Origin of the sequence: Thermomonospora echinospora (assembly GCF_900108175.1) — a bacterium.
Taxonomy (GTDB): domain Bacteria; phylum Actinomycetota; class Actinomycetes; order Streptosporangiales; family Streptosporangiaceae; genus Thermomonospora; species Thermomonospora echinospora.
In genome coordinates this window covers 15,603-31,630 of record NZ_FNVO01000042.1, presented here as the reverse complement: position 1 = coordinate 31,630, position 16,028 = coordinate 15,603, and the positions used below count along the sequence as shown (strand labels likewise).

At 69.3% G+C, this 16,028-nt stretch carries 17 protein-coding genes and 1 pseudogene; 4 read left to right on the top strand and 14 right to left on the bottom strand.

Features of this window, described 5'->3' with window-relative positions; all coding sequences use genetic code 11:
* Together C4U03_RS38615 and C4U03_RS42345 are read left to right on the top strand one after the other, a co-directional pair.
* Positions 1-333, top strand: a 333-nt coding sequence (locus C4U03_RS38615) for a transposase (RefSeq protein ID WP_146087502.1), incomplete at its 5' end; no start/stop codon positions are given.
* Positions 334-516, top strand: a pseudogene (locus C4U03_RS42345) (IS30 family transposase); the annotation flags it as partial. It lies immediately after the preceding gene.
* On the opposite strand, the gene C4U03_RS38605 reads toward C4U03_RS42345, so the two are convergent.
* The 3 genes from C4U03_RS38605 to C4U03_RS38595 form a co-directional block, all read right to left on the bottom strand.
* Positions 513-1,067 carry a transposase gene (locus C4U03_RS38605; protein ID WP_327374478.1) on the bottom strand — a complete coding sequence of 185 codons (555 nt, stop codon included), beginning with the start codon at positions 1,065-1,067 and terminating at the stop codon, positions 513-515. The pseudogene C4U03_RS42345 and the gene C4U03_RS38605 overlap by 4 nt on opposite strands.
* Before the next feature lie 126 nt (positions 1,068-1,193).
* A complete protein-coding gene (ltrA, locus tag C4U03_RS38600) occupies positions 1,194-2,666 on the bottom strand; it encodes a group II intron reverse transcriptase/maturase (RefSeq protein WP_103944759.1) in 1,473 nt (490 codons plus the stop codon).
* Between the two features lie 907 nt (positions 2,667-3,573).
* Complete coding sequence (locus tag C4U03_RS38595) at positions 3,574-4,143, bottom strand: RICIN domain-containing protein (RefSeq protein ID WP_160147246.1); 570 nt, start codon at positions 4,141-4,143, stop codon at positions 3,574-3,576.
* Between the two features lie 267 nt (positions 4,144-4,410).
* Here C4U03_RS38595 and C4U03_RS38590 point away from each other — a divergent pair, with 267 nt between their 5' ends.
* Positions 4,411-7,122 (top strand): AAA family ATPase, encoded by a 2,712-nt coding sequence (locus tag C4U03_RS38590; protein ID WP_103944757.1) that lies wholly within the window; start codon positions 4,411-4,413, stop codon positions 7,120-7,122.
* A gap of 176 nt (positions 7,123-7,298) precedes the next feature.
* On the opposite strand, the gene C4U03_RS38585 is transcribed toward C4U03_RS38590, so the two are convergent.
* Genes C4U03_RS38585 through C4U03_RS38575 form a run of 3 tightly spaced genes read right to left on the bottom strand, consistent with a single transcriptional unit; the run spans position 7,299 to position 9,141 of the window.
* Entirely contained in the window at positions 7,299-7,727 is a 429-nt protein-coding gene (locus C4U03_RS38585) for a hypothetical protein (RefSeq protein ID WP_103944756.1), read from the bottom strand.
* Between the two features lie 25 nt (positions 7,728-7,752).
* The gene (locus C4U03_RS38580; protein ID WP_235018391.1) at positions 7,753-8,298 is read right to left on the bottom strand and encodes an oxidoreductase; all 546 of its coding nucleotides are present in this window, start codon (positions 8,296-8,298) and stop codon (positions 7,753-7,755) included.
* A gap of 15 nt (positions 8,299-8,313) precedes the next feature.
* Positions 8,314-9,141: an SDR family oxidoreductase gene (locus C4U03_RS38575; RefSeq protein WP_103944755.1), complete on the bottom strand. Its 828-nt coding sequence runs from the start codon at positions 9,139-9,141 to the stop codon at positions 8,314-8,316.
* Positions 9,142-9,239: 98 nt separating this feature from the next.
* Here C4U03_RS38575 and C4U03_RS38570 point away from each other — a divergent pair, with 98 nt between their 5' ends.
* Positions 9,240-9,842, top strand: coding sequence for a TetR/AcrR family transcriptional regulator (locus tag C4U03_RS38570; RefSeq protein WP_103944754.1), 603 nt, complete (start codon positions 9,240-9,242; stop codon positions 9,840-9,842).
* Positions 9,843-9,871: 29 nt separating this feature from the next.
* Here the strand turns inward: C4U03_RS38570 and C4U03_RS38565 are convergent, their stop codons facing one another.
* From C4U03_RS38565 to C4U03_RS38535, 8 genes are all read right to left on the bottom strand, one after another.
* Entirely contained in the window at positions 9,872-10,642 is a 771-nt protein-coding gene (locus C4U03_RS38565; RefSeq protein ID WP_103944763.1) for an SDR family NAD(P)-dependent oxidoreductase, read from the bottom strand.
* Positions 10,643-10,801: 159 nt separating this feature from the next.
* Positions 10,802-11,116 (bottom strand): hypothetical protein, encoded by a 315-nt coding sequence (locus C4U03_RS38560; protein ID WP_103944753.1) that lies wholly within the window; start codon positions 11,114-11,116, stop codon positions 10,802-10,804.
* Positions 11,104-11,247: an alpha-L-rhamnosidase-related protein gene (locus C4U03_RS40875; protein WP_160147244.1), complete on the bottom strand. Its 144-nt coding sequence runs from the start codon at positions 11,245-11,247 to the stop codon at positions 11,104-11,106. Before C4U03_RS40875 ends, C4U03_RS38560 begins: the two co-directional genes overlap by 13 nt.
* 67 nt (positions 11,248-11,314) lie before the next feature.
* Complete coding sequence (locus C4U03_RS38555; RefSeq protein ID WP_200827767.1) at positions 11,315-11,998, bottom strand: GntR family transcriptional regulator; 684 nt, start codon at positions 11,996-11,998, stop codon at positions 11,315-11,317.
* 54 nt (positions 11,999-12,052) lie between these two features.
* Complete coding sequence (locus C4U03_RS38550; RefSeq protein ID WP_160147243.1) at positions 12,053-13,240, bottom strand: CaiB/BaiF CoA transferase family protein; 1,188 nt, start codon at positions 13,238-13,240, stop codon at positions 12,053-12,055.
* Positions 13,237-14,019 (bottom strand): enoyl-CoA hydratase-related protein, encoded by a 783-nt coding sequence (locus tag C4U03_RS38545; protein WP_103944751.1) that lies wholly within the window; start codon positions 14,017-14,019, stop codon positions 13,237-13,239. The genes C4U03_RS38550 and C4U03_RS38545 overlap by 4 nt, the downstream gene beginning before the upstream one ends.
* Positions 14,016-15,020: an oligopeptide/dipeptide ABC transporter ATP-binding protein gene (locus C4U03_RS38540; protein ID WP_200827769.1), complete on the bottom strand. Its 1,005-nt coding sequence runs from the start codon at positions 15,018-15,020 to the stop codon at positions 14,016-14,018. Before C4U03_RS38540 ends, C4U03_RS38545 begins: the two co-directional genes overlap by 4 nt.
* On the bottom strand, positions 15,017-16,027 hold the full coding sequence (locus C4U03_RS38535; protein ID WP_103944749.1) for an ABC transporter ATP-binding protein: 1,011 nt from the start codon (positions 16,025-16,027) through the stop codon (positions 15,017-15,019). Before C4U03_RS38535 ends, C4U03_RS38540 begins: the two co-directional genes overlap by 4 nt.
* Position 16,028 lies beyond the last annotated feature (1 nt).

Genomic DNA, 16,028 nt, shown 5'->3' with positions numbered 1-16,028 from the left:
ATCGGCGACATCACCCGCTTTCCCACCTCGGCCAAGCTCGCCCGCTACACCGGCTGCGCCCCCATCCCGGTCTACTCCTCCGACCAGGAACGCCACCGCCTCCACCGGGGCGGCAACCGACGCCTCAACAGCGTCCTCTACACCGCAGCCATCGTCCAGAAACGCTTCCACCCAGCAGCTCAACGACTCCTGGAACGCCATGAACCCGCCAAGGGCAAGCGTGGCGCCCGCCGCATCCTCCAACGCCATCTCATCGACGTCATCCACCGCGCCATGACCGCCGATCAAGCCACCTGGCAGCACCACGTCACCCGCCATCAGCTCGCGGCTTGACATAGAAGCATCAACGGTCTGCTCCGCCAGTACTTCCCCAAGGGCAGCGACCTGGCCGTTCACACCGCCCAAGACCTCAAAGACGTCGCCCGACAACTCAACACCCGACCCCGTATCGTGCTCGGCGATCAGACCCCGGCCGAGGCCATGAGAAGATGGCTCACACGCACGACAACCAGCTAGTTCGCGATCATCAATAGAAACCGCCCCGCCTCCAGCGGGCGGGCCTGCCAGGCCTTGACCTCCTCCAGCACCTGATCGGTGATCCGTGAGACCGTCTCGGCCGACAACTCGGTGCCGTAGACCTGCCGCAGATGATGCACGATGTCGCGCACCGTCATGCCGTGCGCATACAGGCTGATGACCATGTCGTCCAGCCCGCCGGCCACCCGGCCGGCCCGTTTGGGCACCAGCACCGGCTCGAACGAACCGGCCCGATCCCGCGGCACCGCGATCTGCACCGGCCCGACCCCGGTCTGCACCGTCTTGCGGATCGCCCCGTTACGGGAATTGCCCGAGTTCCGCCCATCGGCCGAGTGCCGCCCATATCCCAGATGCGCGGTCAGCTCCGCCTCCAGGGCGCGTTCCAGCACCGCCTTGACCAGCTCCCCCAGCAGGGAGCCCTCACCGGTCAGCCGCAGCCCGCCGGCCTCGTCCCGCGAGCGGGCCAGCAGCTCGTCCAGCAGCCGGTCATCGATCAGCTCACGCAGCGGACGCCCCGACACCTCCCCCACAGTAGACGAACGATCACTTAACGTGGCCGACGTGGAGTCGGCGACACTCTCGATCACGGACATCATGCACATCCCCCCGAACAGGCGGGCCCTCCCGCCCGTCACTTGCTTCCCTTGCGACCCTCCTTACACACCTGACGAGATACCCCCGGGGTTGGGGATCTTGTTGCTCCGCCAGCGGTATCGGGTGACCGTGACCTTGGCGATGTTGAACAACTCGGTCCCGTCCGTCGCCGTGATGGGCAGCCACCGCCCGGTGGGGGTGGTGAGATGGCGGCGGACGTCCTTCCAGTTCCAGCGGTGCTGTAGTTGCAGCATCCGGATCAGCCGCCACCAAACGAACTGGTGGAGTGCGGAGAACCGGTCTTTGGCCACGGCGTGCTTGAAGTAGTTGGCCCAGCCGCGCATGATCTGGTTGAGCCTGATCAGCACGGATCCCAGGTCTTGTTGCGACTTCCTGCGGGTCAGGGCACGGATCTTGGCCTTCAACGACCGGATGGGCCGGTCGGCGATGAAGGTATAGACGTGCCATTTATCGGTTCCCCTCTTGCGGCGCCACTGGATGCGGAACCCCAGGAAGTCGAACCCGTCACTCAGGTGCACGATTTGGGTCTTGGCAGGTGACAGCCTCAACCCGAGTGGTTCCAGCACCCTGGCGACGTCCTCGCGCACCGCCTGCGTGTCATTGCCCGTCCCGTGGACCAGGACGACGAAGTCGTCGGCATAGCGGACCAGCCGCCATGTCGGCAGACCCCGGCGGCGGCGATACCCGCGCTTGCCCTCGCTCGACATCGACCCACCCGGCTTCCACGGCCCCATCAGGTGCTCATCGAGCACCGACAAGGCGATGTTGGCCAGCAGCGGAGACAGAATGCCGCCCTGCGGCGTTCCGGTCGTGGTGCTCCTGCTCCCGCCGAGCTCGGTCAGGATCCCGGCTTTCAGAAATGCCTTGACCAGGGACAGGACACGTTTGTCCTTCACCCGGAGCCGAACCCGGTCCATCAGGGCCGTATGGTCGATCCGGTCGAAGCACGCCTCGATATCCGCGTCCAGCACCCAGCGGTAGCCTCGAGTGCCGAAATGGTGGATCTCAGCGATCGCGTCCTGCGCACGCTGTCCAGGCCGGAACCCATACGAGACCGGCTCGAAGTCGGCCTCGAAGATCGGTTCCAGCACGAGTTCCAACGCGGCCTGCACGACCCGGTCTCGCACTGTCGGTATCCCCAGAGCGCGGACCTTCCCCGACCCGCCCGGCTTGGGGATCCTGCATTCCCGCACCGGCAACGGACGGAACGAACCATCCTTCAAACAGGTCCGCAGGTCGTTCAGGAACCCCGGGACACCGATCTGTTCCTCGACATCGGCGACCGTCAGGCCGTCGATCCCAGGAGTGCGTGCCCCGCGGTTGTCCGCGACCCGGTCGAACGCCACGATCAGCGTCGCCGGGTCGTGCACGAAGTTGAACAGGTCATCGAACCGGCGACCAGGATCGGCCGCCGCCCAACGGTGAAGCTTGGCCTGCATCTCCGATACCCGCGACCACGACCCCACGGGGGCCGGGCCTTGGGCGCTGCCGTTCGGCAGCGCGTCTTTCGGCATTGCAGTCTCCATCCCTTCTCGAAACCGCTGCCGCCCTTCGCCATGTGACCGGCTTTCCCGGCCTCGGACTACTACGGCGGCTCCGCCCCACCCGGCCCGTTCAGCGGTCGATGCGCCTATCCCCGTCAACGGGCTGGACGCCCGCGACCTGGAGCTGCGACCGGATGGTTCCCGTGTTCACTGCGATTCGCTCGACGAAGTAGGAGCCCGACTTTGTCCCTGCGGCATCGCCATGAGTACGCCGCAGACCTTCCTCATGGCCTCCCAGCCAGCAACGGCAAACCGGCCCAGGAGTTCCTCGCCGGCTCCGCCGGCGAGTACGCACCGCGTCCTGCCCCGATCCACCAGGTTCGAGCAGGCGTCAAGTGGAGGGACGTAACAACGCCGGTTCCTCTCGTACTCCTCTCCATCACGCTCACCGGACCCGCACCATCTGGCGGTACTGGCACGTCCCGGCTTTGTCAGGGCTGCTCCCACCCTCCCCGGCACCACCCGGATCAGGCTGCCCTCAGCTACGCTGACCTGCTGCGACAGGCCATCGGCGAAGGTCTCCCACCTCCACTCGAATCACAGCGCCTCACGGCGCACGCCGTTAGCTGGACAGACCCCCGGCGCCGTCGGTCCGGTGGTGTTGCGGAGGGGGTGAACGACGTCGGCTGATCGGACCGCGTATCCGCGGTCCGATCGGGTGGTCCCGGCGCGGAAGCGGCCGGACCGGCGTGCTGACCATGTCGAGCGTGACCGGCCCGGGACGCGAACAGGAGGCGCGCGAACGAACGGCAGGTGGTGACCAGGGAACATTCGCGGACGGTATGGCCGGACTTCATGGTGACCGTGCCCTGGCGCCGAGCGGGCGGGCATCGCCGTAAAGGCGATGGTCGTGATCCGGCCGTCGTGACCAGAATCGCTATGGCAGGGCGAAACCCCAAAGACGCGACGGGTCGGCGTCGCAGTTGTAGATGACGGTGGGCGTGTTGTTGAGGACGCCTCCGCCCGCCGGGCTGAGGCACTTACCGCTGTTGTAGTTCACGATGTAGTATCGGCTGTTGCCCTTGTAGACGGTGTACCAGAGTCGCGACGGGTGGGTGTCGCAGTTGTAGATGACGGTCTCGGTGTTGTTCGTGCCGGCCCCTCCGGCGGGACTCAGGCATTTGCCGCTGTTGGGATTCTGGATGTGGAAGAGGGAGTTTCCCTTGTCCACCGTGTACCAGATGCGTGACGGGTGGGTGTCGCAGTTGTAGATGACGGTGGTGGTGTTGTTGAGGACGCCTCCGCCCGCCGGGCTGAGGCACTTACCGCTGTTCCAGTTCAGGAGATGCCAAGCGATCTCCGCCGATGCCGTCGTCGAGGGCGACAGCCGTGGCGCCGCCGGCGCCGGACTCGAGGCCGAGGCGCCCGGTGCCGAGAGGACCGTGCCGCCGATCGCGGCCACGGCTGCTGCGATCAACCCCGCGGCCTTGAGATGAAGTTCTGTCATCGTCTGCTTTCCTTGGGGTGGGCGATTGGATGCGGACGGACATTTTTTTGAGGTCGCCGGCACCATGTCGCCGGCAATGGGCGGCGGATTCACCTCCCTGTCGGCACTCGCCTCGGGTGTTCACCGAGAACCTTTTCTCGTATGCCACGCGTGACGCTTTGAAACTTATCATTGAGGCGGAGTGGTATCGTGAGTAGTCTGGTACTCAGACCCGGCCATGGGCGGCCGGTCCTTCTGCGCGGACCGGTCCGCACAGAAGGGCTTTCAATGAAAGACCGGAATGGACGTCCGGCTTCGCCGGAACGCCTGGGACACGAGGCCCGTCCGTCTCCTCGTTCCTGGCCGCTCACAGGCCGGGACGAGACGTTGAGCGAGCTGACATCGCTGATGGAGCACCCCGACCGGTCCGGTCTGCTGATCATCGGTCCGGCCGGTGTGGGCAAGACGCGGCTGGCCCGCGAACTGTTGTCCGGGGTTGCCACCTCCCAGGGGCGGGTGTTGACGGCCTCGGCCACCGAGAGCGCCGCACAGATCCCCTTCGGAGCTCTGGCGCATCTGCTACCGGCAACGTGGCCCACCGCCGACGGGCACCCCAACCTGCTGCGGGTCCTTGCCGACGCGCTGCTCGCCGATGTTCGTGGCGGACAGCGGATCCTGTTCGTCGATGACGTGCATCTGCTCGACGACGGCTCGGCCGCCCTGCTGCTGCATCTGGTCGTACGCGGCGGCACGAAGGTCGTTCTCACCGCACGCTCTGGTGCGGCGTTGCCCGACGCGATCGAGGCATTGATGCGCGGGGACTATGTCGGCAGAGCCGATCTGCGGCCGCTGGAGCCGGATCCCGTCAGACGCCTGCTGGAACGGACGCTGTGCGGTCAGGTTCAGACCGCGACCGCGCGTCGGCTCTGGGAGTGCAGCGGCGGCAATGTGCTGTGGTTGCAGCAACTCGTTGACGCCGGACTCGCCTTCGGCGCGCTGGCGGTTGTCGAGGAGGTGTGGCGCTGGCAGGGACCGTTCCGGCTCAGTGCGCAACTGGTCGATCTGGTGAGCCGGCGCATCGGGCGGCTCCCTTCGGCGGTGCAGCGTACTGCCGAACTGCTGGCCTTTGGGGAGCCGCTGGGCGTGGCAGTCCTCGAAGAACTGGCCGGTGCCGCCGTGCTGGACGAGCTCGACCGCCGCGGCCTTGTCGTCGGTGAGGGGGACGGCCGGCGCATGCACCTCCGGCTGGCGCATCTCCTCTATGGAGAGGTCCTGCGCGGGCAGACACCGCTCCACCGGCGGCGGCGGCACTGCCGGAAGCTGGCGGCGGCGATCCGGCGAACGGGCATGCGCCGGCGCGAGGACCTGGCCCGCGTCGGAGGCTGGCTTCTGGAAGCCGGTGATTTCACCGATCCGCAGTTGCTCCTGTCCGCGGCCGACCGCGCCGTCCTGGCGATGGATTTCGCCCTGGCAGCGCGGTTGGCCCAGGCGGCCTGCGATGCCGGTGGTGGTGCGCCGGCCCGGCAGACGCTGGCCGTCGCGCTCGGCTACGTCGGGCGTGGTGTGCAAGCGGAGCAGGTCCACAGCGACCTCCCGCAGACCGTCACGTCCGGCCGCGATCAGTTGCGGTCGGTGCAACTGCGCGCCACCAACATGTACCTGTCCCTTGATCGGCCCGCTGACGCGCTGGAACTGCTGCGCCGTACCGAACAGGCGACGACCGATGACGCCGCACGCGCCGAGTTGGCCGCGCTGCAGGCCGTCCTGCTCGCAGTGCAGGCCGACTGGCCGGCGTACGCGCAGGCCGTCACCCGCGCCCGGGATCGTGCACCATCGAACCCGCAAACAATGTTCCGGATACGGTACGCCGAGTGCATTGACAATTTCTGCCGCGGGCGGACGGTCACCGCACGGAAGTCGGCTGAATCGGCACTATCGGCGATGTCCGGTGATGACGACATAGCGCTGGTGCGTGCGGGCCTATTGGGCTGGCTGTGCAGCATCCAGGCATTCTCGGGGCGGTTGAGCGAAGCCGAAGCGACCGCCGTCGCCCAATGCCGACAGGCACAGGACTCCGGATGGATCGGCAACCAGGGTTTCTGGCAGTTCAACCTCGGCAGGGTCGCCGCCCGTCAGGGGCGTCTGCGATCGGCTCAACGGTACATGCGGGAAGCGTTCTCCACGCTGTGCGACAACAGTTCCTGGGGTCAGCCGGCGCTGGTCCTCGGCGAGTGGGCCGGCATCGAGGCGCTGATCGGCAACGCCGCCAAGGCGAAGACGCTGCTCGACCAAGCGCATCTGGCTCGCGTGGAGTCCTACCGCGTGCTCCATGTTCCGGCCCTCCAGATGGTCCAGCCGTGGATCCTGGCCGCCCAGGGCCGAGTCCGCGACGCCGCGCGGCAGGCGGTACGCACCGCGGACGGCGCCCGGCGGCAGCAGGCCCTGCTCTGGGAGGCGGAGTTGTTGCACCTGCCGGTACGCCTCGGCCAGTCCGCAGCCGTTTCCGGGCGGCTCGTCGAACTCGCCACCGCTTCGGACGCCCCGCATATCGAGATCTACGCCGAACACGCCGCCGCCTTCGCCGCCCGTGACGCGTCCGTCATGGAGCGGGTCTGTGCCGCGTTCGAGGCCGCAGGCATGCACCTGCACGCCGCGGAGGCTGCAGCGCACGCGGCGCGCCTGTGGTCACGCAATTCGAACGCGATGCACGCCCAACGGGCCGCCGACCGCTGCCATCAACTCGCGCGACGCTGCGAGGGCGTCATGACACCGGCCGTCCTTGCCTGCTGGACTCCCGAGCTGACCGACCGCGAACGCGATATCGCACGCCTTGCCGCTACGGGACAGAGCAGCCAGCACATCGCCTGGCAACTCGGCATCACGGTGCGTACCGTTGACAACCATCTGTATCGGGTCTATCGGAAGACCGGCATAAGCGGCCGGGGGGAACTGCAGAACGTTCTCGTCATAGGCTCCCCGGAGCCTCCTGGAAAATTCTGACCCAACGGCAGGCCGTGGTGGGTGTTGCGCAGCCGTCACGAACTCACATGAACGTCGAACCGCCCGGGTCTCTTCGCGGAGTGCTGTGCGCGTTCTGCGGGTGGTCAGGTGAAGGCTGGGGCTGGGGCGGGGACCAGGGCAATTTCAAAGTCGGCTGCTGATCGGCGGCCGTGACGCTATGTGATGAGCGGGACGGCTCGCATGGGGTTGCGGCCGATGGCCTGCACGGTCTCTTTGATCTTGATGATCCCGTTGATGTCGAGCAGGCCGAGGGCCAGGTTGCGGAGGGTGGCCATGGCGCGGGGTCCGTTGCCGAGGTATGCCTGCTGGTCGTCCTCGCGCCAGATGGTGTCGCGGGGCCGGTGCTCCAGATTCTCGATGCCCCAGTGCCGCCGCAGGTGTGCGCTGACCTCGGCGGCTGACAGGCGGGCGCGGCTGGTGGCGGCCAGGACGATCTGTTTGCTGAGCGGTTGTCCGGCCAGATCGGCCACGTCCCGGCGGATGACCGCGAGCCGGGCCGCACAGGGCGGGCCGATCCCCTCGTCGGTGCCGGTGGTCCAGGTGGTCCAGCGGTTGATCCGGCCATGACCGCGTTCCTCGGTCACATGGCCGGGCTCGGCGGCGATCAGCTCACGGCCCGCCGCGATGGCCGCGGCGTGTGACGACGGCCGGTTGCCCTTGATGGTCAGCAGGTAAGTCGAAGCCCGCCTCCGCGGCCATCAGCGCGGCGTCCGCGTGCGCCTTGGTGATGCGCTCGATGTCGGCGGCGGTGGCCCTGCGGATCCGCTGCATGGACAGCGGGCTGAACGTGGCGGTGGGGGCCAGCGCGGGCAGACCGTTGGACTTGCCGTTGGCGACCGGACCCGCGTGCCCGATCTGCGCGGAGACGGCGGCGCCCTCGGCGTGCACCGCCTCGGTCAGGCGCCGCAGGCCCTCCAGCGCCTCGGGCCGCATCCAGATCTGGTTGCGCTCGGTGCGGCCCTCGGGGGCCACCGCGCAGTAGGCGACGGTCGTCATGCCGACGCCGCCGGCGGCGTGGGCGCGGTGGAACTCGATCAGGTCGTCGCTGACCAGGGCGCCGGGGGCCATGTGCTCGAAGGTCGCGGCCTTGATGATCCGGTTGCGCAGGGTGAGCGGGCCGAGCCGGGCAGGGGCGAAGACGTCGGGGGCGGACACGCGTCCTCCAGAGGTTCAGAAGGTCATAGGGGTGGGCTGGGCGTCGGGCCGCATGGCCGCGTCGGTGCCGCCGTCGACGTACAGGACGGCTCCGGTGGTGTAGCGGGCCTCGGGCTTGAGGAACTGGTGCACCCAGAAGGCGATGTCCTCGGGACGGCCGAAGATCCCCAGCGGCATGGGGGTGGGGAACCCGTCGGCGTCCAGGTCCTCCTCACGGCCGGTGGAGCCGAGCATGAGGGGGGTGAGGACCGCGCCGGGCGCGATCGCGTTGAGCAGCACTCCCTGGCGCGCCCACTCGGGGGTGACCGCCGTGCGGCGCACCCAGCGGGCGATCGCAAGCTTGGAGGAGGCGTAGGCGCCGATCGAGGGCACGATCGCGGTGATCTCGGCGGGCATGGCGGCCTGGGCAGCGTCGGCGTGTTCGCGTGCGCCTTCCTCGTTCCCCGCGAGGGCGAGGTCCACCAGCCCGTCGTCCACCAGCGGGACGGTGGAGGCCGAGTTGGAGCCGATCACCACGGCCCGTCCGGCACCCGAGGCGGCCAGGGCCGGGCGCAGCGCCTCCAGCAGGGCCACAGTGCCGAAGTAGTTGATCGACATGACCGCGGCGGCGCTCGGCAGGTTCGGCCCGACGCCCGCGATCGCGGCGACGCCGTCGAGGGTGCCGCCGCTGAGCCCGAGGATCTCCTCGGCCGCCGCTGCGCGGCCCTCGAGCGTGCCCAGATCAGCGATCACCTGCGCGTCGCGCAGGTCCACCCCGATCACGGTGTGTCCTTCCGCTGCGAGCCGGGCGGCGCTGGCCGCTCCCATACCCGAGGCCGATCCGGTGACGACGAAGGTCGCCATCGCCCACCTCCTCTCGACCGGCCCCCGACGCCCAGGAGCCCATCACTATTCAATCAATGGTTGAACAATGATTGCGCAGGGTGTGATGCAATGACCAAATGTCCGATGAGACTTCTTCGACCCGTGACCGGCTGCTGGCCGCCGCCGAGCGGCTCCTCCTGAGCAAGGACCCCGACCAGGTCTCGGTCCGCGCCGTCAACGCCGAGGCCGGGCTGAACTCCGGAGCGGTCCACTACCACTTCGGGTCGCGGGAGGGTCTGATCGCCGCCCTGTTGGAACGCGAGCTCGTCCCGGTCTGGGCCGACCGCCTGGCGCCCATCATCCGGCGCTCGGAGCAGCCCGACGAGGGCGAGCCGTTCTCCGTCGCCGACCTCGTCGCGGCGATCGTCCAGCCGTTCGAGGAACTCGTCCGCACCGAGAAGGGCCGGATGCTCTGCCGCCTGCTGGCCCGTACCACCCTGCCCAGGTGGCGGATACCGGCCTCCTCCCCCTGGTTCAGCTCGGCGCCCTTCGAGGTCATGCTCGGCCGTGCCATGCCCGAGCTGTCGGTGCGCGAGATCTCCGAACGCTGGCGGCTGGCCTTCACCCTCCTCCTGGAGATCTACGGCCAGGCCTCGGACCCTTCCTCCGCCCGGCCCCAGATCCAGTCCGAGACCCTCATCGCCTTCCTCAGCGCCGGACTGACCGCACCCGCCCGCTGAGGCCCCCGCCCTTAGCGGGCGGGCGCGGGTCAGTGGTGCGCGCCGCCGTCGACGCGGATCTCGGTGCCGGTGATAAAAGCGCCGTCGTCCGAGGCCACCATCGCCACCACGCCCGCGATGTGCTCCGGCTCCCCGAAACCCTGGCCGATCGCCGCGTTGAGCTTGAGGAAGAGGTTCCAGTCGACGTCCTCGGGCACCAGCGAGGCGATGTTGTCGGTGATGCCGCTGCTGATGCCGCCGGGCAGAATGTTGACGGCCCGCAGCCCCTGTCTGGAGTACTCTTGGGCGATGGAGTGGGTGAAGGACAGGATGCCGCCCTTGCTGGCGGAGTAGGCGGCCATGTAGGGGTGGCCGAACTGGGCGGCGGTGGAGCTGAAGTTCACCACCACTCCCCTGCCAGACTCCAGCAGCGCGGGCAGCGCCGCCCGGGTCATCAGGAAAGTTCCGGTCAGGTTGATCCCGATCACCCGGTTCCACAGCTCCAGTTCGCACTCGTGGGTGCGCGCCCCGCGCAGCATTCCGGCAGCGTTCACCAGGACGTCCAGGCCGCCCAGCCCTGCGACGGCCGCGGCCACGCCCTCGTTCACCGCCGTCTCGTCGGAGATGTCGATCACCGCGGTGACCAGCCGCTCCCTGGAGCCGATCTCCGCCGCCAGCCGGGCGGTCTCCTCCAGCCCCTCCTTGGCGACGTCCACCGCCACCGCCCTGCCGCCCTCAGCCAGCAGCCGCAGCACGACCGCCCTTCCGATGCCCGAGGCCGCACCCGTCACCAGCACGCGCCGGTCAGCGTAACGCTCCATCATGCCCTCCTCGCCTGACTCCCATGGCTCCCAGAGGAGTCGCCCGATGAACCCGTCCCCGCCGAGCCGCCGATCCACGGCCTCCGAGGATCGCCTTCACCGTCCCGCAGCCGCGAGCGGGCCAGGAAGTTTCCCTCCTGCTCAGTGGAACCGGAGGTCTCACAGCCTGCCGAGCGCCAACTCCACGTCGCGGAGGATCGGCTCCGCGTCGGGGATCATGCCGAGGGCGTCCCGGGCCTTCGTCTTCGGTTCCACCGCGTTCATGCCGACCTCGATGAACTCGGCGAACTCCGGCCTCCTGGCCGCGATGGCGTCGGTGACGGCCTTCAACCCGCCGGACCGGTCGGCGACCTCGCCGAAGGTGCTGTCCAGGGTCAGCGGGGACAGGTCCGCGGCGGCGAACGGGACGTTCCACCGGTGGACGCCCGAACCGACAATCCACTCGGTTCCGTTGGGCAGGCTCACCTCGGCCAAGGCGACTGCCTCTCCAGAACGCCGAGGTCGCCGTACCGCTGGTAGAGCGTCCAGGGGACAATCATCGCCGCGTCGCTCCAGGCCGTCGCCGTCGCGGTGGCGACGGCGATGGCCGCGAAGACGACCATCATCGACGGGGCAGGCGAGCCACATCGTGGTCGCCCGATTCGTTCGAGCGAAGACGCAGATGCCCCGGTCTCAGGTGGGGCGGGCGATGGGGCCTGCGCCGAGGATCAGGCCGATCTGGGTTTCGGAGCCGTGGCGATGCTGGTCCATGAGCTGGGCCAGACGGATGTTGTCGCCGTTGCGGAGGGCCTCGATCATCGCCTCGTGCTCTTCGAGGACGGCGCGGCGGCTGTCGGGTGAGAAGAGGTAGACGGCGTGGTAGGGGGCGGCCCAGTTCCACAGGCGTTCGATCTCGTCGATGACCAGGCCCAGATCGCTCAGACGGAAGATCTCGAAGTGGAAGTCGTGGTTGCGCAACCGCATCTCCACCAGGTCGAGCTGCTCGGCGGCGGTGATCACCTCGGCGTTGAGGTCGATGATGCGCTGTAGCTGGGCGTCGGTGGGCGTGGGAAGGCAGCGGATGACCTCGTTTTCCAGCAGGTTGCGCATGAGGTAGATCTGGTCGAACTCCGCCTGGCTCAGCCGTGCCACCGTGTAGCCGACGTTGTGGGTGTGGCTGACCAGGCCGTCGGCGGTCAGCTGGCGCAGCCCCTCGCGGATGGGGAGCCGGCTCACCCCCAGGCGTTCGGCCATGTTCTCCTGGCGGATCTGCTGGCCGGGAAGCAGCTCGCCGGACATGATCATCCGCCGGAGCTCTCCCACCACGCGTTCAACCGCCTGGGTGCGCCTGCCGGCGGCCGTCTTCTCGGCCGGCACCGTTCCCTCCCCGCCATGAGATCGTATGGGAATACGGTACTGGATTCAGTCTTCTCACCAGGTCTCCTCACGACCGGCGCGCGGCCGGTCATCGAGCCATCGGCGCACGGCGTCACGCCCGTCGCCCAGCCTGTCGGGTGGGGCCTGCTCTGACGGCGGCGCTGGGGGCGAGGCACTGAACCTCGTGGCGTGGCGGGCGGCGAGGAATGCGCCCTCCTCTGGGTGCGTGACCTCCTGGAAGAAGCGAACGGCCCGCAGATGCTCGTCGTCGAGCACCTCGTCCAGGGTGCGCACCGGCATGGCCGGGACGTCGATCTCGTCGAAGATCTTCAGCCAGTCGGCCGTCGTGCGCCTGGTGAGGAGCCGTGCCAGCAGGGCGTACAGCTCGTCGATGTTGGCGTTGCGCGCCTCGACCGTCCGGAACCTCTCCTCGTCCAGCAGGTCGGCGTGCCCGGTGAACTCCAGGAAGCGCCGCCAGTGGCCCTCGTGGTAGACCACCACCGAGATCAGCCCGTCGGCCGTGCGATACGGACGGCGGTGGGCCGAGCGCATCCGCGCGTACCCCGTCGGCCCGAGCGGTGGGACGAACGCGCGTCCGCCCCACTGCTCCATGAGCGTGAAGGCGACGACGGTTTCGTACATCGGGACTTCGACGGCTTGGCCGCGGCCGGTGCGTTCGCGCCAGAACAGTGCGGCGATGACGGCCTGTGCCGCCGCCAGTCCGGCCACCTTGTCCGCGACCGCGGTCGCCATGTACGCCTCGTCCCGTCCGCCCAGGCTCTGCAGCCAGGCCAATCCGGACGCCGCCTGGACGGTGTCGTCGTAGGCCGGTCGGCCGGCGTACGGTCCGTCGCTGCCGAAACCGGTGATGGCGGCGTGGACGAGACGCGGGTTCACCGCGAGAGCGGTCTCGGGGTCGAGTCCGAGCCGCCGGGCCGCGCCCAGGCGCATGTTGTGGACCAGGCAGTCGGCCCGTTCGATCAGCGAACGCACCAGCTCGCGCGACCCGGGCCGCTTGAGGTCGAGTTCCAGGCTGGCCTTGTTCCGGTTGCTCGCGACGTAGACGCTCGCCATCCCAGGGGAACGGGCGGTCCCCAGTCCCCTGGTGATGTCCCCGCCCGGGGACTCGACCTTGATCACCTCGGCGCCGAGGTCGGCGAGCTGGTGCGTGCAGTACGGGCCGGAGAACGTCGTGCTGAAGTCCAGGACGCGCACTCCCGCCAGCGGGCCGGACACCGTCACGCCTCGTTCCCGCCGACGACGGGCTTGTCCGGTTTGCGGGCCCAGCCGGCGTCCCCCTTACGGCCGAGCGACCACATCTGCACGCCCCGCTCGATCTCCACCGCCGCCGGCCAGGAAACCGCTGGAGGACCGAGTTCCACCACGGCGCTGTTCTTGATGCGGCGTGCCAACGCGGGATCGGCGGCGGCCTTGGCGACCAGCCGGGTGGCCGTCTCCAGCAGTTCGCCGGGTTCGACGGCGACCCACGCCAGCCCGCGTCGCACCGCCTCGGTGCCCGACAGCGCGGCGCCGAGCACGCCGAGCGCGACGGCCTGCTGGTAGCCGACCGCGCGGCCGAGCAGCGCCAGGTGCCCACCGCCGGGGTGGATACCGCGGGCCAGGAACCCGCTGTCGAGCACCGCGTCGGGGGTGACGATCATCAGGTCGGTGGCCAGGGCGAGGTTGAGCCCGGCGCCGACCGCGCCCCCGGCCACCAGCGAGACGGTCGGCACCGGCAGCCGCCCGACGCCGACGAAGGCGTTGTAGACGGCCGAGGTCCGCGCCACCGCCTCCGGTGAGGCCGGGTCGGCCGACGAGCTCGCCAGGTCGCGGGTGTCGGCACCGCTGCAGAAGTAGCCGGCCTCGGCGTCCACGATCACCGCCCCGATGGCCTCGTCGGCGTGGACGCGGTCGCAGAACTCCTCGATCATGGCCGCCATCTCCAGGGTGATGGCGTTCTTGCGGCGCGGGTTGTTCAAGGTCAGCCGGGCAGTTCCCCGGTCGACGGAAGTCATGATCATGATGTGGCACCAGCCTCGGCTTCGTCGCGGTCTTCAGTCACGAGCGGGAAATGGCAGGCGACGCCGCGCCCTCCGGGCAGTGCCCGCAGCGGAGGGGCCTGGGCGGCGCAGCGTTCCTGCGCGAGCGGGCAGCGGGTGCGGAACCGGCACCCTGACGGCGGATCGAGCGGGGACGGCGTCTCGCCGGTGAGGTCGGGCGGGGCTGGGCGGTGCGAACCGGGCGCCGACGACAGCAGCAGGTTCGTGTACGGATGGGCCGGGGACTCGTAGATCTCCTCGACCGGTGCGATCTCGCAGATCCGGCCCAGGTACATCACCATCACCCGATCGCTGACGCTCTTGACGACGCCCAGGTCGTGGGAGACGAACAGGACCGTCAGCCCGAGGGCCTCCTTGGCGTCGTGGACGAGGTTGAGCACCCGCGCCTGCACCGACACGTCCAGCGCGGACACCGGTTCGTCGCAGAACAGCACGTCCGGCCGCAGGGCCAAGGCGCGGGCGATCGCGATGCGCTGGCACTGGCCGCCGGAGAACGAGCCTGGCCGCCGGTCGCCGACGATCCCGATGTCCATGCCCACCGCGTCCAGGCCCGCGGCGACCTGTTCCTCGACGGAGGTGGTCACCCGGTCGGGCCAGATCCGCAGCCCCTCGGCGACGATGTCACGGACCTTGCGCCGGGGGTTCAGGGAGGCGATCGGATCCTGCATGATCATCTGCAGGGACGGCCGTAGCCGACGCATCGGCTCCTCGCCGAGGTCGGTCAGCACGGTGTCCCGGTAGCGCACCGAGCCGCCGGTGTGGGGCGTCAGCCGCAACAACGCCCGCAGCAGCGTCGACTTGCCCGAGCCGGACTCTCCGACGATGCCGAGTGTCTCGCCGCGGTGGACGTCGAAGGTCACGCCGGAGACCGCATGGACGGTCCCGGCGTCCGTCGGGTACTGCACGACGAGGTCCTCCACCCGCAGGAGGGGGTCCTGCGTCGATGTGTCGGTCGTGTTCACACCAGCTCCTCGGCCGGTTCGTGGGGGAAGTGGCAGGTGAAGGCCGCCCCGGTCCGCGGGTCGCGGGTCGGTTGCGGCGCCGTGGCCCGGCAGATCTCCCGGGCGTGCTCGCACCGGGCGGCGAACCGGCATCCCTCGGGCATGGCGAGCAGGTCCGGCGGTCCGCCGGGGATGCTCTCCAGGCGGGTGCGGGCCGGTGCGTTGACGTCGGGATGGGCCTGTAGCAGCGCTCGGGTGTAGCGGTGCCGCACGGCCTTGCCGCGGATCTGCGCCACGTCGGTGTGCTCGACGACCTGTCCCGCGTACATGACGCCGACCTGGTCGACCTCGTCGGCGAGCAGCGCGATGTCGTGGCTGATGAGCAGCATCGCCATGCCGTGCTCGTCCTTGAGCCGCCGCAGCAGGGCCAGGATCTGCCGCTGGACGGTGACGTCCAGGCCGGTGGTCGGCTCGTCGGCGACCAGCAGCTTGGGCTCGCAGGAGATCGCGACGGCGATCATGACGCGCTGGCGCATCCCGCCCGACAGCTCGTGCGGGTACTGGTCGAGCCGGGACCACGGGGCAGGGATGCCGACGTGGCCCAGCAGCTCGGCGGCGCGCCGCCGGGCCACCCCCCGGCCCATGCCCTGGTGAACCCGCAGCGGGTCGCAGATCTGGGCGCCGACCGTGCGGACCGGGTTGAGCGCCGTCATGGGGTCCTGGAAGACCATCGAGATCTCCGTGCCCCAGAAGTGGCGGTGCGGGGGACGCCGGGGATCCAGCTCCCGGTCGTCGAAGGTGAGCTCCTCGGCGGTGACCTCGGCGCCGGCGGGCAGCAGGTTCATCAGCGACCGGGCGAACATGGTCTTGCCCGATCCGGACTCGCCCACGACGCCGACGGTGGTGCGGCGCGGCACCCGCAGGTCGGCTCCGTCGACGACGGCGAGGGGGCCGCGCGGGGTGCGCAGCGTCGTCCGCAGCCCGCGGACCACGAGAAGGTCGGTGGTGCTGTCGGTCCCTGATGGCATC

Bases quoted from the DNA above. Each gene is read 5' to 3' on its own strand.
- C4U03_RS38595 (WP_160147246.1), bottom strand. From the start codon at position 4,143: ATGACAGAACTTCATCTCAAGGCCGCGGGGTTGATCGCAGCAGCCGTG.
- C4U03_RS38565 (WP_103944763.1), bottom strand. From the start codon at position 10,642: ATGGAGCGTTACGCTGACCGGCGCGTGCTGGTGACGGGTGCGGCCTCG.
- C4U03_RS38535 (WP_103944749.1), bottom strand. From the start codon at position 16,027: ATGCCATCAGGGACCGACAGCACCACCGACCTTCTCGTGGTCCGCGGG.
- C4U03_RS40875 (WP_160147244.1), bottom strand. From the start codon at position 11,247: ATGATGGTCGTCTTCGCGGCCATCGCCGTCGCCACCGCGACGGCGACG.
- ltrA (WP_103944759.1), bottom strand. From the start codon at position 2,666: ATGCCGAAAGACGCGCTGCCGAACGGCAGCGCCCAAGGCCCGGCCCCC.
- C4U03_RS38575 (WP_103944755.1), bottom strand. From the start codon at position 9,141: ATGGCGACCTTCGTCGTCACCGGATCGGCCTCGGGTATGGGAGCGGCC.
- C4U03_RS38570 (WP_103944754.1), top strand. From the start codon at position 9,240: ATGTCCGATGAGACTTCTTCGACCCGTGACCGGCTGCTGGCCGCCGCC.
- C4U03_RS38590 (WP_103944757.1), top strand. From the start codon at position 4,411: ATGAAAGACCGGAATGGACGTCCGGCTTCGCCGGAACGCCTGGGACAC.
- C4U03_RS38545 (WP_103944751.1), bottom strand. From the start codon at position 14,019: ATGATCATGACTTCCGTCGACCGGGGAACTGCCCGGCTGACCTTGAAC.